The 21,848-nt window shown below is 68.7% G+C and carries 16 protein-coding genes; 7 read left to right on the top strand and 9 right to left on the bottom strand.

Features of this window, described 5'->3' with window-relative positions; genetic code table 11:
• Nucleotides 1–194 precede the first annotated feature (194 nt).
• Both metG and U4Z31_RS27275 read right to left on the bottom strand, forming a co-directional pair.
• Nucleotides 195–2,348 (bottom strand): methionine--tRNA ligase, encoded by a 2,154-nt coding sequence (gene metG, locus U4Z31_RS27280; protein ID WP_321811943.1) that lies wholly within the window; start codon nucleotides 2,346–2,348, stop codon nucleotides 195–197.
• A gap of 376 nt (nucleotides 2,349–2,724) precedes the next feature.
• Complete coding sequence (locus U4Z31_RS27275) at nucleotides 2,725–3,366, bottom strand: OmpA family protein (protein WP_044847722.1); 642 nt, start codon at nucleotides 3,364–3,366, stop codon at nucleotides 2,725–2,727.
• Between the two features lie 352 nt (nucleotides 3,367–3,718).
• Here U4Z31_RS27275 and apbC point away from each other — a divergent pair, with 352 nt between their 5' ends.
• The 5 genes from apbC to U4Z31_RS27250 all read left to right on the top strand — a co-directional run bounded on the left by apbC (nucleotide 3,719) and on the right by U4Z31_RS27250 (nucleotide 9,446).
• The gene (gene apbC / locus U4Z31_RS27270; protein ID WP_044847723.1) at nucleotides 3,719–4,810 is read left to right on the top strand and encodes an iron-sulfur cluster carrier protein ApbC; all 1,092 of its coding nucleotides are present in this window, start codon (nucleotides 3,719–3,721) and stop codon (nucleotides 4,808–4,810) included.
• Between the two features lie 133 nt (nucleotides 4,811–4,943).
• Nucleotides 4,944–5,480, top strand: coding sequence for a superoxide dismutase [Cu-Zn] (gene sodC / locus U4Z31_RS27265; RefSeq protein ID WP_044847724.1), 537 nt, complete (start codon nucleotides 4,944–4,946; stop codon nucleotides 5,478–5,480).
• Nucleotides 5,481–5,673: 193 nt separating this feature from the next.
• Nucleotides 5,674–6,243, top strand: coding sequence for a dCTP deaminase (dcd, locus tag U4Z31_RS27260; protein WP_006398615.1), 570 nt, complete (start codon nucleotides 5,674–5,676; stop codon nucleotides 6,241–6,243).
• 81 nt (nucleotides 6,244–6,324) lie between these two features.
• On the top strand, nucleotides 6,325–8,604 hold the full coding sequence (locus U4Z31_RS27255) for an arginine/lysine/ornithine decarboxylase (protein WP_044847725.1): 2,280 nt from the start codon (nucleotides 6,325–6,327) through the stop codon (nucleotides 8,602–8,604).
• Nucleotides 8,604–9,446: a lysozyme inhibitor LprI family protein gene (locus U4Z31_RS27250; protein WP_321811942.1), complete on the top strand. Its 843-nt coding sequence runs from the start codon at nucleotides 8,604–8,606 to the stop codon at nucleotides 9,444–9,446. The genes U4Z31_RS27255 and U4Z31_RS27250 overlap by 1 nt, the downstream gene beginning before the upstream one ends.
• An 87-nt stretch (nucleotides 9,447–9,533) precedes the next feature.
• Here U4Z31_RS27250 and U4Z31_RS27245 read toward each other — a convergent pair whose 3' ends face one another.
• The 5 genes from U4Z31_RS27245 to U4Z31_RS27225 all read right to left on the bottom strand — a co-directional run bounded on the left by U4Z31_RS27245 (nucleotide 9,534) and on the right by U4Z31_RS27225 (nucleotide 15,535).
• A complete protein-coding gene (locus U4Z31_RS27245) occupies nucleotides 9,534–10,217 on the bottom strand; it encodes an HAD family phosphatase (RefSeq protein ID WP_321811941.1) in 684 nt (227 codons plus the stop codon).
• Between the two features lie 110 nt (nucleotides 10,218–10,327).
• A complete protein-coding gene (argH, locus tag U4Z31_RS27240) occupies nucleotides 10,328–11,737 on the bottom strand; it encodes an argininosuccinate lyase (RefSeq protein ID WP_044847728.1) in 1,410 nt (469 codons plus the stop codon).
• Between the two features lie 111 nt (nucleotides 11,738–11,848).
• Complete coding sequence (locus U4Z31_RS27235) at nucleotides 11,849–14,236, bottom strand: fimbria/pilus outer membrane usher protein (protein ID WP_321811940.1); 2,388 nt, start codon at nucleotides 14,234–14,236, stop codon at nucleotides 11,849–11,851.
• Nucleotides 14,237–14,260: 24 nt separating this feature from the next.
• Nucleotides 14,261–14,992, bottom strand: coding sequence for a molecular chaperone (locus U4Z31_RS27230; RefSeq protein ID WP_321811939.1), 732 nt, complete (start codon nucleotides 14,990–14,992; stop codon nucleotides 14,261–14,263).
• 6 nt (nucleotides 14,993–14,998) lie between these two features.
• On the bottom strand, nucleotides 14,999–15,535 hold the full coding sequence (locus U4Z31_RS27225; RefSeq protein ID WP_124488449.1) for a spore coat U domain-containing protein: 537 nt from the start codon (nucleotides 15,533–15,535) through the stop codon (nucleotides 14,999–15,001).
• Between the two features lie 299 nt (nucleotides 15,536–15,834).
• On the opposite strand from U4Z31_RS27225, the gene U4Z31_RS27220 reads away from it, so the two are divergent.
• A complete protein-coding gene (locus U4Z31_RS27220; protein WP_321811938.1) occupies nucleotides 15,835–16,833 on the top strand; it encodes a spore coat U domain-containing protein in 999 nt (332 codons plus the stop codon).
• Nucleotides 16,834–16,839: 6 nt separating this feature from the next.
• Here U4Z31_RS27220 and U4Z31_RS27215 read toward each other — a convergent pair whose 3' ends face one another.
• A complete protein-coding gene (locus tag U4Z31_RS27215; protein WP_321811937.1) occupies nucleotides 16,840–17,649 on the bottom strand; it encodes a helix-turn-helix transcriptional regulator in 810 nt (269 codons plus the stop codon).
• 162 nt (nucleotides 17,650–17,811) lie between these two features.
• Here U4Z31_RS27215 and U4Z31_RS27210 point away from each other — a divergent pair, with 162 nt between their 5' ends.
• Nucleotides 17,812–18,564, top strand: coding sequence for a class I SAM-dependent methyltransferase (locus U4Z31_RS27210; protein ID WP_044847730.1), 753 nt, complete (start codon nucleotides 17,812–17,814; stop codon nucleotides 18,562–18,564).
• 147 nt (nucleotides 18,565–18,711) lie between these two features.
• On the opposite strand, the gene ppc is transcribed toward U4Z31_RS27210, so the two are convergent.
• Nucleotides 18,712–21,717 carry a phosphoenolpyruvate carboxylase gene (ppc, locus tag U4Z31_RS27205; protein WP_321811936.1) on the bottom strand — a complete coding sequence of 1,002 codons (3,006 nt, stop codon included), beginning with the start codon at nucleotides 21,715–21,717 and terminating at the stop codon, nucleotides 18,712–18,714.
• Nucleotides 21,718–21,848 lie beyond the last annotated feature (131 nt).

Below are 21,848 nucleotides of genomic sequence, written 5' to 3'. Positions count from 1 at the left end.
CGAAGCGGGCGCCTGGCCGGTCGGCCAGGCGCGCCGGCGCCCCGGTTCGCGCGTGCGCACGCGCCGAAGCCTGCCCCGTAGCGGCGAGCGTCACGCCGACCTGCAACCACCGGCCGCGGCGCCGCTCGCTGCCGCTCATGAAAAAGCCCCGCACGTGGTGCGGGGCTTCGTGTGCAAGCAGCGGCGCGTGCGGCTTACTTCACGCGCATGCCGGGCTTCGCGCCGCTGTGCGGCTCGAGGATGTAGAGGCCCGGCTCGGCCTTCTCGTCGGCCGCCGACGCGGCGAGCACCATCCCTTCGGACAGCCCGAACTTCATCTTGCGCGGCGCGAGGTTCGCGACCATCACCGTCAGCTTGCCGACGAGCTGCTCGGGCTGGTACGCGGACTTGATGCCCGAGAACACGTTGCGGGTCTTTTCCTCGCCGACGTCGAGCGTGAGCTGCAGCAGCTTGTCGGAGCCCTCGACGGCCTGGCACGCGACGATCTTCGCGATGCGCAGGTCGATCTTCGCGAAATCGTCGATCGAGATCGGACCGTCGTCGGCGCCGTTCGCCGCAGCCACCTTCGCGTTCGCCTTCGCGTTTTTCGCGTCCTTCGCGGCGGTTGCCCCCGCGGCAGCGGCGCCGGCGGCCTCGGCCTGCAGCGAATCGCGGTTCGCGGCGAGCAGCGCGTCGATCTGCTTCGGATCGACCCGCGTCATCAGGTGCTGGTACGCCTTGATCGGCTGCGCGGACGACAGCGGCTTCGCGGCGTCGGCCCACGTGAGCGGCGCGATCCCGAAGAAGGCCTCGACGGCTTCGGCCACGCGCGGCATCACCGGCTTCAGCGCGAGCGACAGCAGGCGGAACGCCTCGAGGCTCACGCTGCAGGTTTCGTGCAGCGCGACCGCGTTGGCCGGATCCTTCGCGAGTTCCCACGGCTTCGCGCCGTCGACGTACGCGTTCACTTCGTCCGCGAGCTCCATCGTCTGGCGCAGCGCGCGGCTGTATTCGCGCGCTTCATAGTGCGCGGCGATCGCCGGAATCGCATCGCGCAGCGTCGCGACGAGCGGATGGTTCATCGCGCTGTCCTGCACGCGGCCGTCGAAACGCTTGAGCAGGAAGCCGGCCGCGCGGCTCGCGATGTTCACGTACTTGCCGACGAGGTCGCTGTTCACGCGCGCCTGGAAATCGTCGAGGTTCAGGTCGATGTCTTCCATCGTCGCGTTCAGCTTCGCGGCGAAGTAGTAGCGCAGCCATTCCGGGTTCAGGCCCGTGTCGATGTAGCTCTGCGCGGTGATGAACGTGCCGCGCGACTTCGACATCTTCGCGCCGTCGACCGTCAGGAAGCCGTGCGCGAACACGTTGGTCGGCGTGCGATGGCCCGAGAACTCGAGCATCGCCGGCCAGAACAGCGTGTGGAAATACAGGATGTCCTTGCCGATGAAGTGGTACTGCTCGGCCTTCGTGCCCGGGCGGATCCACGCATCGAAGTCGATGCCGTTGCGGTCGCACAGGTTCTTGAAGCTCGCGTAGTAGCCGACCGGCGCGTCGAGCCACACGTAGAAGTACTTGCCGGGCGCGCCCGGGATCTCGAAGCCGAAGTACGGCGCGTCGCGCGAGATGTCCCAGTCGGCGAGCTTGGCCTCGCCGGCGTCGCCGAGCCATTCGCGCATCTTGTTGGTGGCTTCGGGCTGCGCGAGGCCGCTGACCCATTCGCGCAGGAACGACTCGCAGCGCGGGTCCGACAGGCGGAAGAAGTAGTGCGTCGAGGTCTTGCGCACCGGCGTCGCACCGGACACGACCGAGTACGGGTTCAGCAGTTCGGTCGGCAGGTAGGTCGAACCGCACACTTCGCAGTTGTCGCCGTACTGGTCCTTCGCGTGGCACTTCGGGCATTCGCCCTTGATGAAGCGGTCCGGCAGGAACATTTCCTTGACCGGGTCGTACGCCTGCTCGATCTCGCGCTCGGCGATCAGGTCGTTTTCCTTCAGCGCGAGGTAGATCTTCTCGCTCAGCACGCGGTTCTCGTCCGAGTCGGTCGAGTAGAAGTTGTCGAACGACACTCCGAAGCTGTCGAAGTCGCGCTTGTGCTCGGTCCACACGCGCTCGATCAGCTGCTTCGGCGTCAGGCCTTCCTTCTCCGCGCGCAGCATGACCGGCGTGCCGTGCGTGTCGTCGGCGCCGATGTAGTAGACCTCGTGACCGTGCATTCGCAGCGTCCGCACCCAGATGTCGGTCTGGATGTACTCGACCAGGTGGCCGATGTGGATCTGGCCGTTGGCATAGGGCAGTGCGGACGTAACGAGGATCTGGCGGCTGCCTTGCGGCGCCGCAGCCTGCACGGAAGTGAGGTCGGATGCGGACATAGGGTCTGTAGAAGAACGGCGGAAACGACGGAAACTGCGATTCTATCAGGGGCGCGGGCAGGTCAGCCGGCGCGGGCGCCGTGGATCGGGCGCCGGAAGGGGCGGGGCCGCGGCGGCGGCGTGCCAGGCGGTGCGATGCTGCGATGCAGCAGGCGAATTCCGGGCAAAAAAAACCGGGGCGAATTCGGCCCCGGAGCAACAACGACAAGAGGAGAATGGTGACGCGCCGGCAGCGCCAGCCGCGTACCGTAAAGACAGACCGCGGGTCGCGACAGAAGTTCGAAATTTTTTTCGATTTGTTACGGAGCCCGCTGAAAGCCTTGTGCGGCGGGGCCGCGCGCCCGGCGCGCGACCCTGTTTCCTCTCGCGACGATGCTTACTGCTGGGCTGCGCGCAGGTAGATCTCGACGCGGCGGTTTTGTGCGCGGCCGGCTTCGGTCGCGTTGTCCGCGATCGGGTTCGACGGGCCCATGCCCTGTGCCGCCAGGCGGCCGCCGGCGACGCCACGCTGCACCAGCGCGTTGACGACGCTCTGCGCGCGGTTCTGCGACAGCGTCTGGTTCAGCTGCTGCGAACCCGTGCTGTCCGTGTAGCCGACGACCGATGCCGTCACTTGCGGGTTCTGGTTCAGCGTCGTCGCCAGGTCGTTCAGCAGCGGCGTGAAGGCCGGCGTGATTGCGTACTGGTTGGTCGCGAACGTCACCGAGCTCGGCACGTTCAGCTTCAGCGAGCCGTCCGGCTGCTCGGTCACCTGCGTGCCCGTCTTGGCTGCCGACGGCGCGAGCTTGTTCTTGATCGCCTGCCAGTTGTAACCCGTCACGCCGCCGACCAGTGCGCCGACGCCCGCGCCGATCGCCGCGCCCTTGCCGCCGCCGGCCAGCGCGCCGATGCCTGCGCCCAGCGCTGCGCCGGTGCCGGTCCCGACGGCCGTGTTGTTGCCTTGCTGCGTGGCGCAGCCTGCCAGCAGTGCGCCGGCCAAGGCGAAGACGGACAGGCGAGTCGCGATTTTCATGTTCATCTTGAATTCCTCTCTTGGTTGAACGAGTCGACAACGACGACAAACAACAGTTACGGCTCCCGGCACGGACGCCCGAAAAAGGTGGGCAGGCCCGTGCCCGCGGCAGCCGCCGAGGCGGCTGCATGCCCTGTTCGCCAGCGTGGCTGTTCCGGACAGGGTGATGCGTCAGCCTCTACAATATAGGCGGTTCGTGGCCGATTTGGCCCCATAGCATGCCGCACGCGAAGATTGCTCCGCCGCGCGCGTTCGCGCAATGGCGTGCAACAGATTCTTTCACTTTTCCCGATTTTCGCAGCGTTATTTGATATTTCTTGACGTTTGCGCGAGAGAAAAACGTTTTCACGGAGTTTCGATGAGCATTGACCGGGCACAAGTCGACGCCGCATTGGCGGCTGTCGTCGACCCCAATACGGGCCGTCCTTACGCGGCGAACAAGGGCGTGCGCAACGTCGCGATCGACGGCGACGCCGTGGCGGTCGACGTGGTGCTCGGCTATCCCGCGCGCAGCCAGCACGACGACGTGCGCGCGCGCATCGCCGCTGCGCTGAAGGCCGTGCCGGGCGTGCGCGACGCACGCGTCGCCGTGTCGCAGGAGATCGTCGCGCACACGGTGCAGCGCGGCGTGAAGCTGCTGCCGAACGTGAAGAACATCGTCGCGGTCGCGTCGGGCAAGGGCGGTGTCGGCAAGAGCACGACGGCCGTCAACCTCGCGCTCGCGCTCGCCGCGGAAGGCGCGTCGGTCGGCATTCTCGACGCCGACATCTACGGTCCGTCGCTGCCGACCATGCTCGGCATTCACGGCCAGCGGCCCGAGTCGCCCGACAACCAGTCGATGAACCCGCTGGTCGGCCACGGGCTGCAGGCGAACTCGATCGGCTTCCTGATCGAGGAAGACAACCCGATGGTGTGGCGCGGCCCGATGGCGACGTCGGCGCTCGAGCAGCTGCTGCGACAGACCAACTGGCGCGAGCTCGACTACCTGATCGTCGACATGCCGCCGGGCACGGGCGACATCCAGCTCACGCTCGCGCAGCGCGTGCCGGTGACCGGCGCCGTGATCGTCACGACCCCGCAGGACATCGCGCTGCTCGACGCGAAGAAGGGCCTGAAGATGTTCGAGAAGGTCGGGATTCCGATCCTCGGTATCGTCGAGAACATGAGCATCCACGTGTGCTCGAACTGCGGCCACGAAGAGCACATCTTCGGCGCGGGCGGTGCCGAGCGGATGGCGCAGGACTACGGCGTGACCGTGCTCGGCAGCCTGCCGCTCGACATCGCGATCCGCGAGCGCGCCGACAGCGGCACGCCGACGGTCGCGGCCGAACCGGACGGCGCGCTGGCGCGGCGCTATCGCGACATCGCGCGCGGGGTCGCGCTGGCGATCGCCGAGCGCGCACGCGACATGACGTCGAAGTTCCCGTCGATCGTTGTTCAAAATACGTAAAACCCTTGCGGGGCGGGGCCTCACGCTGTTTACGGCGCCGCGAGGCGCGGTATCATGGCGACTTTTCCCGGGTCCCTTTACCCGCCCGGCATGGCCGCCGTGTCGAACGGCCGCCAGCCGGCATGAGGATCGAATGAACCAACGACATCACGGCGTGCGCGCCGGCCGCGCGCGGCGCGCGCTGCTGGCCGCCGCCGCGCTGGGCCTGCTGGCCGGCTGTACCTCTTTTTCCTCGTCGCACGAAAAGCGTGCCGACGCGCAGTTGCAGCCGACCGTCGGCTCGCAGGCGCGCGGCGCAGTGACGTTCGTCGAACGCCCGGACGGCGTCCAGGTCACGTACAACCTGGCCGGCCTGCCGCCGAACAGCGATCACGCGCTGCAGGTGCACGAGCGCGGCGACTGCAACGCGGGCGACGGCTCGAGCGCCGGCCAGGTGTTCGCGCCGGCCGCCGACCGGCTGCGCGCGGGCGCGCGCGTCGCCGGCGATCTCGGCAACATCCACGCGGATGCGAACGGCGTCGCGGCCGGTTTCATCGTCGCGCCCGATCTGGCCCTCGACGGCGTGCGCTCCGCGCTGAACCGCGCGGCGCTGGTGCACCGCGACCCGAGCGATCCGGCGTTTCCGCAGCATGGCGCGGGGCCCGCGCTCGCCTGTGGCGTGATCCGTTGACGGCCGCCGCGTACGCGAGCCGATGATCGCGTAAAATGTGCGCCTTTCCGGGTCGCCGCGTCGCGAGCGACCCTTCCTGACTGTCACGCAGCGTTTCCTGGCGCCCCGATATGAAACGACCCCAACGCTCACTTCGTTCGCTGTCCCCCGAGGGGACGGCCAGCCTTCTTGGGACGGCCCGGCGGAGGCTGGCATGAGCATCAAGTCCGACAAGTGGATTCGGCGCATGGCCGAAGAACACAAGATGATCGAGCCGTTCGTGCCCGATCAGGTCCGCGCGTCCGAGGACGGCCGCCGGATCGTCAGCTACGGCACGTCGAGCTACGGCTACGACATCCGCTGCGCGGACGAATTCAAGATCTTCACGAACATCAACTCGACGATCGTCGATCCGAAGAACTTCGACGAGGGTTCGTTTGTCGATTTCAAGGGCGACGTGTGCATCATCCCGCCGAACTCGTTCGCGCTGGCCCGCACCGTCGAATATTTCCGCATCCCGCGCACCGTGCTCACCGTCTGCCTCGGCAAGTCGACCTACGCGCGCTGCGGGATCATCGTCAACGTGACGCCGTTCGAACCCGAGTGGGAAGGCTACGTCACGCTGGAATTCTCGAATACCACGCCGCTGCCCGCGAAGATCTACGCGAACGAAGGTGTCGCGCAGGTGCTGTTCTTCGAAAGCGACGAAGTGTGCGACGTGTCGTACGCCGATCGCGGCGGCAAGTATCAGGGTCAGCGCGGTGTCACGCTGCCGAAAACCTGATCTGGTTGCATAACGTCTCACCAGTTTCCGGGTGACCGCTGCGCGTGACGCGCCGCGGTCGTTCTTTTTGGAGAATCGCCCATGAAGTTTCGTTTCCCCGTCGTCATCATCGACGAAGATTTCCGCTCCGAGAACATCTCGGGCTCCGGCATCCGGGCGTTGGCCGAAGCGATCGAGAAGGAGGGCGTCGAAGTCCTCGGCCTCACGAGCTACGGCGATCTGACGTCGTTCGCGCAGCAATCGAGCCGCGCGTCGTGCTTCATCCTGTCGATCGACGACGACGAACTCATGCTCGGCGAAACGGGCCCGGACGGCGAACTGCCCGAGCTCGCGACCGCGATCATCGAGCTGCGCGCGTTCGTCACCGAAGTGCGCCGCCGCAACGCGGACATCCCGATCTTCCTGTACGGCGAGACGCGCACGTCGCGGCATCTGCCGAACGACATTCTGCGCGAACTGCACGGCTTCATCCACATGTTCGAGGACACGCCGGAGTTCGTCGCGCGCCACATCATCCGCGAGGCGAAGGTCTATCTCGACTCGCTCGCGCCGCCGTTCTTCAAGGAACTGGTGAAGTACGCGGACGAAGGCTCGTACTCGTGGCACTGCCCGGGCCACTCGGGCGGCGTCGCGTTCCTGAAGAACCCGCTCGGCCAGATGTTCCACCAGTTCTTCGGCGAGAACATGCTGCGCGCCGACGTCTGCAACGCGGTCGACGAGCTCGGCCAGCTGCTCGATCACACGGGCCCGGTCGCGGCGTCCGAGCGCAATGCGGCGCGCATCTTCAGCGCGGACCACCTGTTCTTCGTGACCAACGGCACGTCGACGTCGAACAAGATCGTCTGGCATGCGACGGTCGCTCCCGGCGACATCGTGCTGGTCGACCGCAACTGCCACAAGTCGATCCTGCACGCGATCACGATGACGGGCGCGATCCCCGTGTTCCTCACGCCGACGCGCAACCACTTCGGCATCATCGGGCCGATCCCGCGCGACGAATTCAAGCCGGAGAACATCCGCCGGAAGATCGAGGCGAACCCGTTCGCGCGCGAGGCGATGCGCCAGAACCCGGACATGAAGCCGCGCATCCTGACGATCACGCAGAGCACGTACGACGGTGTCGTCTACAACGTCGAGATGATCAAGGACCTGCTCGGCGACCTGCTCGACACGCTGCACTTCGACGAAGCGTGGCTGCCGCACGCGACGTTCCACGACTTCTACCGCGACATGCACGCGATCGGCGACGGCCGCCCGCGCACGGGCGCGCTCGTGTTCGCGACGCACTCGACGCACAAGCTGCTCGCCGGCATCTCGCAGGCGTCGCAGATCGTCGTGCAGGATTCCGAGAACCGCACGTTCGACAAGCACCGCTTCAACGAGGCGTACCTGATGCACACGTCGACGAGCCCGCAGTACGCGATCATCGCGTCGTGCGACGTCGCGGCCGCGATGATGGAGCCGCCGGGCGGCACCGCGCTCGTCGAGGAATCGATCGCCGAGGCGATCGACTTCCGCCGCGCGATGCGCAAGGTCGACGCCGAATACGGCGACGACTGGTTCTTCAGCGTGTGGGGGCCGGACGACCTGTCGGAAGAAGGCATCGGCTCGCGCGACGACTGGATGCTGAAGCCGAACGACCACTGGCACGGCTTCGGCCCGCTGGCGGAAGGCTTCAACATGCTCGACCCGATCAAGGCGACGATCATCACGCCGGGGCTCGACGTCGACGGCGAGTTCGGCGAGACGGGCATTCCGGCCGCGATCGTCACGAAGTACCTGGCCGAGCACGGCATCATCGTCGAGAAGACGGGCCTGTACTCGTTCTTCATCATGTTCACGATCGGCATCACGAAGGGCCGCTGGAACTCGATGGTGACCGAGCTGCAGCAGTTCAAGGACGACTACGACAACAACCAGCCGCTGTGGCGCGTGCTGCCGGAATTCGTCGCGCAGCATCCGCGCTACGAGCGCGTCGGCCTGCGCGACCTGTGCACGCAGATCCACGACGTGTACCGTGCGAACGACATCGCGCGCCTGACGACGGAGATGTACCTGTCGGACATGGAGCCGGCGATGAAGCCGTCGGACGCGTTCGCGAAGCTCGCGCACCGCAAGATCGACCGCGTGCCGCTCGACGAGCTCGAAGGCCGCGTGACGAGCATCCTGCTGACGCCGTACCCGCCGGGCATTCCGCTCCTGATCCCGGGCGAGCGCTTCAACAAGACGATCGTGAACTACCTGCGGTTCGCGCGCGACTTCAACGAACGCTTCCCGGGCTTCCACACCGACATCCACGGCCTCGTCGCGGAAGAGGTGAACGGGCGCGTCGAGTACTTCGTCGACTGCGTGCGCGACTGATGGCGACGCAGGGACGAATCCGGACGATGCGCGCGGCGCTGGCCGCGCTCGTCGCCTGGGCGAGCTGGTCGGCAGGGCCGGCGGGGCTGAACGTCGCGCATGCGGAAGTGGCGGCGGCCGACCCGATCGACGTCGCGATGCGGCAGTGTCTCGCGCGGCGCGACCGGTCGTCGACGGCCGGCCAGATCCAGTGCATGGGCGAAGCGCAGCAGCAGTGGCAGGCGGTGATGGACGGCGCGTACCAGCGCCTGTCGAACGACGCGCCGGCCGACGCGAAGCGCGGCTGGCAGGACAGCCAGCGCCGCTGGGTCACGTGGCGCAAGGATGAAATTCATCTGCTGAAGGCCGTGTACGACACGACGCGCGGCACGTCGTACGCGATGTCGAGCGCCGACATGCAGCTGCAGCCGGTGCGCGATCGCGCGTTGGCGCTGCGCGCGGCGGCCGACCGTTATGCACCGCCGCCTGCCGCCGTGCCGGTGGCGGCCACGAGCGGTGCGCAGGGCGGCACCCGCGGCGGTGCGGTCGCGGCGCCAAGCGCCGCCGCGGCAGCCGGCGGCAAGCCGGCGAACGCGCCGCGCGATCCGGCGATCCGCCGCGTGCGGCCGTGCGTGCAGGATGCCGCATGCGAGCACGCGCTGTTCGACTTGAATCGCTATTACCAGAAGCTGCGTCGCAAGATGCCTGCGCATTCGGCCGCGACGCTCGTGCGCGCGCAACGCGCGTGGGAGGCGTTCCGCGATTCGACTGCGCCGCTCGTCGGCGAGGACGGCCGCGTCGACCTGATCGGCGCGCGCATCGCGACGATGAAGCGGCTGTCGGAGACGGCCGGCAACGACTGAGGATCGCCGCGATGCCGGTCATCCGGCGCGGCAACGCAAAACGGGCACCCGCGGGTGCCCGTTTGCATGTGGCGCGCCGCGTGGCGCTTACGCGGGCTGCTGCGTGTCCAGCCGGCCGAACCACGACGGCACGAGCGCGACTGCATCGTCGAGCGACGCGAGCACGTGCAGGCTCAGCGCGACGATCTCGGGCGTCGGCGCCTTCAGGTCGGGCACGGTGACGACCGATGCGCCGGCGGCCGCGGCCGATTGCGCGCCGAAATCGCTGTCCTCGAACGCGACGCACGCGTGCGCCGGCACGCCGAGGCGTTCGGCCGCGAGCCGGTACACGGCCGGGTCGGGCTTGCCGCGCGCGACTTCGTCGCCACCCGCGATCGCGCGGAAAAACGGCAGCACGCCGACCGCGTCGAGCCGCGCACGAATCACGTCGCGCGCGGACGACGACGCGACCGCGCACGGAATGCCGGCCTGCGCGAGCGTCTCGAGCAACGCCAGCGCGCCGGACTTCAGCGGAAACTTCGGATGGGGCTCGGGCGCGGCGAGTTGCTCGCGCACGCGGATGCGCACGGCGTCGAACGTGTCGGCGTGGCCGATCAGCCGCGCGAGAATCACCTGGCCTTCGGCGAACGAGCGGCCGACGATCTGCAGGTAGTCGATCTCGGTCAGCACGACGCCGTGCGCGTTCGACACGTCGATCCACGTGTTCATGATGGTCCGCTCGGAATCGACGAGCAGGCCGTCCATGTCGAAGAGCGCGGCGGAGAAGGTCATCGGCGGTGTCCGGAAAGCGGGAAAACGGAACGGCGGGGAAGGCGTCGGGCGGCGCGACGGCCGCCCGAATGAAGAACGGACGCCGAAGGCGTCCGTCCGCGACGGCAGGCTTACTTGCCGAGCGCGGCGCGCGCGGCCTTGACCGCCGCACGCACCTGATCGGGGGCCGTGCCGCCCGGGTGGTTGCGGCTCGCGACCGACCCTTCGAGCGTCAGGTAGCCGAACACGTCGTCGCCGATCAGGTGCGCGACGTTCGGCAGTTCCTGCTTCATTTCGTCGAGCGTCAGGTCGGCGAGATCGATGCCGCGGTCGTCGCAGATCTTCACCGCGTGCGCGACGGCTTCGTGCGCATCGCGGAACGGCAGGCCGCGCTTCACCAGGTAGTCGGCGAGGTCGGTGGCGGTCGAGAAGCCCTGCAGCGCGGCCGCGCGCATCGCGTCCGGCTTCACGGTGATGCCCGCGACCATCTCGGCGAAGATCCGCAGCGTGTCGGCGACGGTGTCGACCGTGTCGAACAGCGGTTCCTTGTCTTCCTGGTTGTCCTTGTTGTACGCGAGCGGCTGGCCCTTCATCAGCGTGAGGAGCGCCATCAGGTGGCCGTTCACGCGGCCGGTCTTGCCGCGCGCGAGCTCGGGCACGTCCGGGTTCTTCTTCTGCGGCATGATCGAGCTGCCGGTGCAGAAGCGGTCGGCGATGTCGATGAAGCCGACGCGCGGGCTCATCCACAGCACGAGTTCCTCGGAGAAGCGCGACACGTGCGTCATCACGAGCGCGGATGCCGCCGTGAATTCGATCGCGAAGTCGCGATCCGACACCGCGTCGAGCGAGTTCGCGCAGATGCCGTCGAAGCCGAGCGTCTTCGCGACCGCGTGACGGTCGATCGGATAGCTGGTGCCGGCGAGCGCGGCCGCGCCGAGCGGCAGGCGGTTCACGCGGGTGCGGCAGTCGCGCATGCGCTCGGCGTCGCGCGTGAACATCTCGACGTACGCTAGCAGGTGGTGGCCGAACGTGACCGGCTGCGCGACCTGCAGGTGCGTGAAGCCCGGCATGATCGTGTCCGCGTTCTGCTCCGCGAGGTCGATCAGCGCGCCACGCAGGTCGTTCAGGAGGCCGCCGATGCGGTCGATCTCGCCACGCAGCCACAGACGGATGTCGGTCGCGACCTGGTCGTTGCGCGAGCGGCCCGTGTGCAGGCGCTTGCCGGCGTCGCCGATCAGCGCGGTGAGGCGCGCCTCGATGTTCAGGTGGACGTCCTCGAGATCCAGCTGCCATTCGAATTCGCCGCGCTCGATCTCGCCCTTGATCTGCGTCATCCCGCGTTCGATCGCGGCGAGGTCGTCGGCGCTGATGATCTTCTGCGCCGCGAGCATGCTCGCGTGCGCGAGCGAGCCGGCGATGTCGACGAGCGCGAGGCGCTTGTCGAAAAACACCGACGACGTGTAGCGCTTGACCAGCTCCGACATCGGTTCCGAGAAGCGGGCCGACCAGGCCTCGCCCTTTTTGTGCAGTTGGGACGTCATGGCGATTCTTCGAAGGGGAGTTGGGCGGCGTGCGCCGCCGAGGGAATCCCGCAATTCTAGCATTCGTGGGGCGGGCGGCCGACGCGTGCGCCGGCCGGGAACGGGCGCGGCTCACGGGGGGCTGCACGTCAGCGGTCCGATCCGCGGCAGCGTGCCGTCGTCCGGGCGCCGATACGCGAATGCGACGGCGCAGCCGCGGCCGTCGCCGGAGATTTCGAGGTGATTGTTCGCGACGAGGCCGTCGACGAAGGTCAGGCCGTCATAGCCGACGATCGTGCGCTGGCCGCTTTCGACGTGGCGAACCTCGAGCCCGGGCGGTAGCGGCGTGCCGTCCGGCGCGCGCAGCGCGATCGACGCGGCGCTGTAGCGGGTCACCGCGAAGTGCGCGAGCACGCCGGAGCGCGCCTGCGGCACGACGTCGAGCGTCGTGTCGGCGATCCGTGCGTCGGCGGGCAGCGCGGTGCCGTCGATCGCGACGCGATTGCTCTGATAGGCATTCAGGTCGGGCACGAGCAGGTAGCCGGCCCGGTCCGTCTCGCCGATCAGCCGGTTCTGGTGCAGCACGGGGACGTGCCCGGTGTCGGTCGAGACGAGCGCGAAACCGTCGTCGACGCGGCGCGCCGTCATCAGCCGGCCGTCCATCAGCACGAGCGCGCCCGTGACGTCGACCGACGCGTTGCCGCGCCCGTCGAACGATTGCGCGAGCAGCGCGACCTGGCCGGCGCGGCCGAGATACTGCAGTTGCCCCTGCGCGTAGCGGATGCCCGCGTTGGCGCCCGCCTGCACGTTCCAGCCGACGCCGCCGCCGTAGTCGGGAGGCCGTGTCGCGTTCAGCGTGTAGGTGGAGTCGCCGTTCTGCCGTCCGGCGTTCGCCGAGACCGACGTGTTGCCGCCGAGCCCGACGCTCAGGCTCACGAAGAAGCCGCGTGCGTCGTGCTGCCGGAAGTCCTGGAAGCCGCTGAACGTGATCGACGTCAGCCCGCCGAGATTGACCAGGTATGCGATCGAGCCGATGCGCGACGCGGCGACGCCCGGATACTTGAGGGCGAGATAGCTGAACGACAGGGTCTGCGCGCGCAGGAACGGGAACGAGATCGTGACGCGGTCGGTGGCACGCGAGACCGGCACGCCTTCGCGGCTGCCGAGGTCGCTGTAGTCGCCGAAGGCGCGCAGCGTCTGCGCATCGATCGAGAAGCGCGGCGTCACGTACTGGTAGCCGACGCCGGCCTGCACGCCCGCGCGGCCCGGGGCGCTGACCGCGAGCGACGCATTCGCCACGCCGCGTTCGCCGAGGCGCGCGAGCGCGCCGGCACCTGCGTTGTAGACGCCGGCCGTCGCTTCCGCATGCGCCTCGACGGTCAGCCGCTCGCTGATGCCGTAGCGCAGCGAGCCGCTCGCCGCCGGTGTGCGCGCATAGTCGAACGAATCGTCGCCATAGGCGCGGCGCAGGAACCCGGCTTCCGCCGAATAGCTGGCGAGGCCGGGCGCGAGCAGGCGCGTATCGACGTACAGCGGAATGGACGTCGCGATCGAGCGGCCGAGCGCGTCGCGCGTGACGACCGTCGCGTTGCCTGCGCCGGTGATCCCGGGCACGCTGTTGATCACGAACGGCCCGCTCGGCACGTCGCCGCTGAACTGGCGCACGTTGTTCACGTACAGGTCGACCGAGGTCGGCACGACCGCGCTGCTGGACAGCGCGGGCACCGGAAACGTGACCAGGTCGGGGCGCAGGCCGAAGTTGCTGCGCCACTGCACGCCGCCGAGGCGCAGCGAGCGTGTCCATGACAACGACGACGAAATCGTGTCGCCGATCTGGGTCGTCGTGAGCGTGCCGGGGTTCGAGTGGCTCCACGACGTGTCGTAGCGCACGTAGCGCCGGCGGTCGTCGTACAGGTACGCGATGCCGGTGCTGCTGAATACGCCGGACGGATCGAAATAGCGCGCCTCGCTCCAGACCGCGAGCGGCGCATGGGCGACGGTCTGCGCGTAGGCGTCGTAGTTCAGCACGAAGCCGCGGCCGGAAGTGGCGGGCGGCGCGGCCGCGAGCGCGCGCGTATCGAACGTGTGCGGGATGCGCAGCGCGTCGGGCACGCGCAGGTCGAGCGTCTGCCGGCCCGCGTCGTAGTCGTAGCGCAGCCCCGCGAGCGTGTCGAGCGCGACGGGCGTGTTCGACGGCGCGGTCGCCCGGTCGCCGGTCGCGATGCCCAGGTCGTTCAGGTCGGCGGACGCCGCGTACAGCCGGCCGTCGATTTGCTGGAAGCGTGCGATCCGGTGCGTCGGTTCACCGTTGAGCGACACGTCGAGAAACAGTGTGTCCTGAGCAGGCGCAGGCGCGGCTGCCGCTGCCGCCTGCGGCGCCGTCTGTGCGCATCCGGCGCCTGCGTGCACGGCCAGCGCGAGTGCCAGTGAAAACGCCAGCGAAAGCGCAGCAGCGGCGGGCCGGGCATGTCGCGCGGGGCAGGCAGCCCGGAGGGCCGTGCTCGTCGTCGGAACGGGCAACGTCGTGCGATCCTCCGGCGTGGATCAGGGCGATGTCAGCCGGGCCTCGACCGGCTGCGCGTTGACGGTCGCCTGGATCCTGACGAATCCCGCCGCGCCCGCATCCAGCTTGAGCGGCCAGCGTCGCGTGCTGCCCGCGAGCGCGTAGCCGAGCAGGCCGCGCGTGACGTCGTGCACGGTGCCGCGCGCGTCGACGAGCCGAACTGCGGCAATCTGCGCACGGCGTTCGCCGCGGTTGGCGACCGCGAGCCGCGTGCCGGACCCGTCGCGCTCGACGCGCCAGTCGAGGCGCGGCGCTGCCCGGGTGCCTTCGGGCTCGACGAATACGGGCACCGAATAGCGCAGCCGGATCGTGATGCCGTTCTCGACCGGCGTACCGGGCGACGGCAGTTCGTCGATCAATACGCGATAGCTTTCCTCGGCGGCCGGCGCGCCGCGCCCCGTGCGCACGAGCCGGATCAACTGCTCGGCGTTCGCGCCGATCTGCAGCAGCGGCGGCGAGGCGGCGAGCGCATCGGTCGGCGTCATCACGTCGTCGCCGTTTTCCTGCGTCCAGCGATAGGCGCGGACCTGGCCGTAGATCGGCTGTCCGCCCGGATTGCTGAGCGTCATGCTCGCGGCGGCGGCCGACGGCGGCAGCTCGATCGTCACGGGCATGATCTGCAGCGTGGCGGCGGATGCGGCCGCGCACGCCGACGCGACGCACAGCGCGACCAGGGCGACCAGGGCGACCAGGGCGCGCGGGAACGATGCCACGGCGCGTCAGAAGTAGACGGTGGCGGTGACGGCGGCCTGATAGGTGTCCGGCTTCGGCGTCGCTTGCGTCGGTACCTGGCCGTACACGTTCAGCAGTTGCGCGGAACCGGTGCCGGTGCCGCCGACCGTATCGGTGCCCTGCGTGTTGCCCCAGATCGTCGTGTGGCCCGAGTCCTGGTAGAGCTGGTAGCCGACCGTCGTGCCGGTATTGCCGCTCGTCGTCCCGCCCATCAGCCGGCTGGCGACCGTCGAGCCGCTGACCGAGCCGGCGTCGAGTCCGATGTTGTATGGCGTCGAGTTCGAGCAGGTGACGGAGACCGTGGTCTGCTGGTTGAGTGCCGACGTGAGCACGCCGGACGTGCCGAATGCAAGCGGGTTCGCGGAGATCGCGCAGTTGGCCTGGATCGTGAGCGTGACGTTGAACTGGGCGGTGGCGGTGCCGTTCGAATAGACTGCGGCAACGGTGACGGGCTGCAGCGCGGGCGCGAATGCGAAGGTGGCCGCGAGCATGGCTGAAAGAACACGACGTCGGGAATCGTTCATTATGATTGTCTCCTGCCGTTTAATGGGGTCGCCCGGCCGCGGAGTGCCTGCCGCGTGGTCTGTCGCCGGTCGCCGTTACCGCTCTGTCGTTGGTGCAAGACTACTCCACGGACTCGGTCGCGCGCATTGGAGAAAACGCCGATCCGGAGCGCATTGTCCGCGGTTCCTCGCGGAATGCCATCGGCGCTTTTGACATGGATCAAGCAACAATGCGAATGATCGCTGCGCGGACGGATACCATGGGGGCGCTGCCCGGGCTGGAAGCCGGGTCGAACGGGCGGGCAATTTCGGGGGAATGCATGGCGGATCAAGGAGTCGACACGGCGCGCCGCTGGATGCGCGCGCTATCGTGCCTGTTGCTGGCCGCGCTGCTCGGCATGCCGTGGCTGCCGGCCCGCGCGGACACGTGTTCGGTGACGCCGCCGGTGCCGAGCTTCGGCTCGGTCAGCCCGATCACGCAGCAGGCCTATACGACCAACAGCACGATGACCGTGAGTTGCACGTGGGACGCGCTGAGCGTGAACACCGGCGTGCTCGTTTGCGTGAATCTCGGCGGCACGAGCCCGCGCTACCTGAGCAACGGGGCGAACCAGATGCAGTACGACCTGTATCAGGACGCGGGCTATTCGCAGCCCTGGGGCGCCGTCAGCACCGGCACGACGCCGATATCCGTCTCGTTGACGAAGCCGCTGCTCGGCACGTCCGCGAGTACGAACGTGACCATCTACGGCCGCATTGCGTCGAACCAGCCCACCGTGCCGACCGTGAACAATGCCAGCACGGTCTATTCGCAGACTTTCAGCGGCAACCAGGCCGCTTACAGCTATAGTTTTTCGCTGCTCGGCGTCGTGTCGCCGACGCCGTGCGCGTCGCAATCGACGGCCGGCACGATGACCGTTACGGCCACGGCCACCGTCATCAACAACTGCATCATCAGCGCGACCGGCGTTGCGTTTCCGGCGTCGGGCGTGCTGGCGTCGGCGCTGACCGCGAGCGGCTCGATCAGTGCGCGATGCACGAACGGCGATGCATTCCAGATCGCGTTGAACGGCGGCGCCAGCGGCAGTGTCGCCGCTCGCACGATGCAGCGCACGGGCGGCGGCTCGGTCGCCTATCAGCTCTATCAGGACAGCGGCCACACGCAGCCGTGGGGCGACGGCACCGGCGGCACGACGATGGCGACCGGAACCGGCAGCGGATTCGCGCAGGCGATCGCGATATACGGCCGCGTACCTGCACAGGCGACACCGGCACCCGGCAACTACAGCGACACCATCACCGCGACGATCAGCTTCTGAGCCGCGTCAATCGCGCACGAGCATGACCAGCTTCAGGTCCTCGCGGTGCGCGGGTTTCAGCGTGATCTGCTGGTACACGAGGCGGCCGTCGGCCGGATGGTCGAATTCGCGCAGGCCGCCTTCGCGCTCGAACACGTCCTGCGACGCCCAGTACTGCGCGAAGGCATCGCTGCCGGCCATCAGCGCGTCGATCAGCGCGCGGGTCGGCGCGTCGGCGAGGTGGCGGATCGAGTCGGCGCGGAATTCGGCCGCGAGCCGGCGCGCGCGGGTTTCCCAGTCGACGATCAGCGTGCGCGCGGCCGGCGCCATGAACGTGAAGCGCAGCAGGTTGCGGTCGTGCTCGCCGTCGAGCCAGCCCGTGAACAGCGCGGCGGCCGGCGCGTTCCATGCGAGCGCGTTCCATTGCCGGTCGAGCACGTACGCCGGCGTGGCGATCGCGGCGACGGTGGCGGCGAGCGTCGGCGGCAGGTCGCCGGCCGCGACGTCGGGCTCGGCCGGATCGCGCTGTGCGGCCAGTTCGAACAGGTACGCGCGTTCGGCCTTCGACAATTGCAGCGCGACGGCGATCCGCGCGAGCGCATCGGCCGATGCCGACACCGGGCGGCCCTGCTCGATCCACGTGTACCAGGTCGGGCTGACGCCGCACAGCTGCGCGACTTCCTCGCGCCGCAGCCCCGGCGTGCGGCGGCGCGGGCCGGGCGGCAGGCCGACGGCCTGCGGCGACAGCCGCTCGCGGTGTGCGCGGATGAATTCGCCGAGCGCGCGGGCGGGCGTCGCATCGAGGGGCGGGGTGGGGGCGGACGACGGCTGGTTCATGCGGAAACGGCTGAAAAGGGGCGCTGAGTGCGCGGCAAGGATCAGGCAGGTGTAACAAATACCAGAATAACTGCTTAACTTGTACCGGTACAAGCGCGGCCCTATTGTAGCGATTCGCGCGCTGACAGGCAGCGAGCACCCCACCCAAGGAAGGAGCGAACGATGAAACACCACGACCAGGTCGCCGACGCATTCGGCACGACGGCCGCCGCCTACCTGACGAGCACGGTCCACGCGACGGGTGCCGATCTGCAGGCGCTGGCCGACGCCGTGCGCGCGACGCCCGAAGCCGCGGTGCTCGATCTCGGCTGCGGCGCCGGCCACGCGAGCTTCGCGGTTGCTCCGCACGTGCGCGACGTGGTCGCGTACGATCTCGCCGCGCCGATGCTCGCGACCGTCGATGCCGCCGCGCGCACGCGCGGGCTCGCGAACATCCGCACGCAGCAGGGCCCCGCCGAGCAACTGCCGTTCGACGCGGGCACCTTCGACTGGGTGGTCAGCCGGATGAGCGCGCACCACTGGCACGACGTGCGCGCGGCGCTTGCCGAGGTGCGCCGCGTGCTGAAGCCCGGCGGCCGCGTGCTGATGATCGACATCGCGGGCAACGACCATCCGCTGCTCGACACGTATCTGCAGGCCGCGGAAGTGCTGCGCGATGCGTCGCACGTGCGCGACTACCGTGCCGACGAATGGCTCGCGATGTTCCGCGACGCCGGGTTCGACGCGCACGTGCAGAGCCGCTGGCGCCTGCCGATCGATTTCGCTACGTGGGTCGAGCGGATCCGCACGCCGGCCGACAGCGTCGCGGGCATTCGTGCGCTGTGGGCGCATGCGCCCGACGAGGTGCACGGCTACTACGCGGTGCAGCCGGACGGCTCGTTCGAGCACGACGCGTTGCTGATCGACGCGCAATGAGCGCGAGGGACGGCACGGCGGCCGGTGCCGTCGCGCCGTTCGATGAAAAAAGCCGCGATACGCGTGGTCGCGTATCGCGGCTTTCGTTTTGCGGCTTTCGTTTCGCGATGACGGCGCGGCGCGGGGCAGGCCCGCACCGCGCTCGGATCAGCCCGTGTTGCGCAGGCCGGCCGCGATCCCGTTGATGGTCAGGTGAATCCCGCGGCGCAGCCGCGCGTTCGAGTCGCCCGCGCGGTGACGCTTGATCAGCTCGACCTGCAGGTGGTTCAGCGGATCGAGATACGGGAAGCGGTTCTTGATCGAGCGCGCAAGCAGCGGGTTGGTCGCGAGGCGGCCTTCGTGCCCGGTGATTTCCGCGAGCGCCTGCGACGTGCGCTCCCATTCCGCGACGATCCGCTCGAACACGTGCTTGCGCAGCTTGCGGTCGGCGACCAGCTGCGCGTAGCGCGACGCGACCGCGAGATCGGTCTTCGCGAGCACCATGTCCATGTTCGACAGCAGGTTCGCGAAGAACGGCCAGGTCTTGTTCATCTTCCTGAGCAGCGCGACGCGCTTCGTGCGCTCGGCCGCGTCCTGCGCGCCGTCGAGATACGCGCTCACCGCGCTGCCGAAGCCGTACCAGCCCGTCAGCAGCAGCCGGCACTGGCCCCACGAGAAGCCCCACGGAATCGCGCGGAGATCCTCGATCCTGCGGTTCTTCGGATCCTGCAGCTTGCGCGAGGCCGGGCGGCTGCCGATGTTCAGCTCGGCGATCTCGGTGATCGGCGTCGACGAGAAGAAGTAGTCGGTGAAGCCGGGCGTTTCATAGACGAGCGCGCGATACGACGCCATCGCGGCGTCGGACAGCGTCTGCATCACGGCTTCGAACGCGGGCAGTTGCGCGGGCGCGTTCGATTGCGGCAGCAGCGACGCCTCGAGCGTCGCGGCGACCACCGTCTCGAGGTTGCGCCGGCCGATCTCGGGGTTCGCGAACTTGCTCGCGATCACCTCGCCCTGTTCGGTCAGGCGGATCTGGCCGTTCACGGTGCCCGGCGGCTGCGACAGGATTGCCTGGTAGGTCGGGCCGCCCCCGCGGCCGACCGTGCCGCCGCGGCCGTGGAACAGGCGCAGCGTGATCTTGCGTTCGCGGAACAAGTCGACGAGCGCGAGTTCCGCGCGATACAGCTCCCAGTTCGACGTCAGGAAGCCGCCGTCCTTGTTGCTGTCCGAGTAGCCGAGCATCACTTCCTGTTCGGCGCCCTGGTGCGCGATCAGCGCGTCGATGCCCGGCAGTGCGAAGTATTCGCGCATGATGCGCGCGGCGTCGCGCAGGTCGGGAATCGTCTCGAACAGCGGAATCACCATCAGGCCGTTCTTCGCATGGTGGCCGAGCGTGCCTTCGAGCAGGCCCGTTTCCTTCTGCAGCAGCAGCACCTCGACGAGGTCGCTGACGGTTTCCGTGTGCGAGATGATGTAGTTGCGCACCGCACGCGCGCCGAATTGCGCGCGTACCTCGCGGGCTTTCTCGAACACGCCGAGCTCGCTCTGCGCGAGCGCCGAGTATTCGAGGTACTGCGAGCGCAGCGGGCGGGGATCGGCAAGCGCGGCCAGCAGCACGCGCAGCTTGTCTTCCTCGGCGAGCGCCGCGTAGTCGGCTTCGACGCCGGCGCGCGCGAACAGCTCGGCGACCACGGCTTCGTGGATGTCGGAGCTCTGGCGCAGGTCGATGCTCGCGAGATGGAAGCCGAACACTTCGGCCGCGCGCACGAGCGGCGCAAGGCGCGGTGCGGCGAGCGACGCGCCGTGATGCTCGTCGAGCGAGGCGGTCAGCACCTTCAGGTCGGCGACGAAGGCTTCGGAATCGGCGTACGGCACCGCGCGCACCGGCGGCGCACCGCGGCCGGCGCTGCGTACCGGCACCGTGCCTTCGCCGAGCCGCACGCGCGCGCTTGCGGCGAGCCGCGTGTAGATGCCGATCAGCGCACGGCGATACGGCTCGTCGACGCGATGCGGCGACTGGTCGGGCGACGCGGCCGCGAGCGCCTTCACCGCGTCGTTCGCGCCGACCAGCAGGTTCGATACCGACAGCTCGGCGCCGAGCTTGTGCACCTGTTCCAGATAGTGTTCGAGGATCACCGCGGACTGGCGGTTGATCGCTTCTTCGAGCGTCGGGGCGGTCACGTTCGGGTTGCCGTCGCGATCGCCGCCGATCCAGCTGCCCATCTGGAAGAACGCCGGCACGCGCGCGGACAGGCCGTGCTCGGCGAGCGCGGCCTCGATGTCGCCGTACAGCGCGGGCAGTTCGTCGAGGAACGTCGCGCGGTAGTACGACAGCGCGTTCTCGATCTCGTCGCCGACCGTCAGGCGCGCGTCGCGCAGCATGCGGGTCTGCCACAGCGCGGTCACGCGCGCGCGCAGCATCGATTCGTTGTACTGGCGCTCGCGCGCGGTCAGCTCCTGGTCGCGCTCGGCGAGCAGGCGCGCGATGTCGTGCTGCGCGTCGAGGATGCTCTTGCGCTGCACTTCGGTCGGGTGCGCGGTCAGCACCGGCACGATCAGCGCATCGTCGAAGAAGCGCTGCAGCAGGCGCTTCGACGCGTTGCCGGTCGTCTTCAGCTGCTCGAGCGCGTATGCGACGGTGCCGGGCTGCGGCGCGGAGCCGGCCAGCGCGTGGATGCGGCGGCGGCGGTTGTGGTGGCGGTCTTCCGCGATGTTCGCGAGGTGCGAGAAATAGCTGAACGCGCGCACGACGCTCACCGTCTGCTCAGGCGTCAGCTTGCGCAGCTTCTTCTCCAGCGTTTGCGCGGCCTCGCTGTCGTCCTCGCGGCGAAACTTCACCGCCGTCTGGCGAATGGTCTCGACGACGTCGAACACGGTGTCGCCTTCCTGTTCGCGCACCACGTCGCCGAGCAGGCGGCCGAGGTAGCGGATGTCCTCGAACAGCGGACCGTCCTTGTCCTCGCGCGTGCGGGCGCCGGGCTTCGCCGCGCCGGCCTTGCGGGCGGCCGGGGCGGCGGATTTGATCGCGCGTTTTGTCTGACGTATCGGGTCTTTCGGTTTCGTTGCCGTTTTCGCACGGCCGTTCGCGGCGGTGGCGATGGTGCCCGTCGGGGCATCGGAGGAGGGCAGGGCAGCATTGCGGCGCGCCGTACGCGCCGATCCGGAAGACTTCACGATGGGTTTCCTTGGGAAAGCTCGAGTCAAAAGGGACTGCGGGGACTGCGGAAACTACGGGAACTGCGGTCAAGCAACCAGCTACGTGCGGCACATCCGCGCATCGGTGTCGCCGCCCGCGCCGAAGCGCG

The organism is Burkholderia sp. BCC1985 (genome assembly GCF_905339915.1).
In the GTDB taxonomy this organism is placed as follows: Bacteria; Pseudomonadota; Gammaproteobacteria; order Burkholderiales; family Burkholderiaceae; genus Burkholderia.
This window is presented reverse-complemented; position numbering and strand designations above follow the sequence as displayed.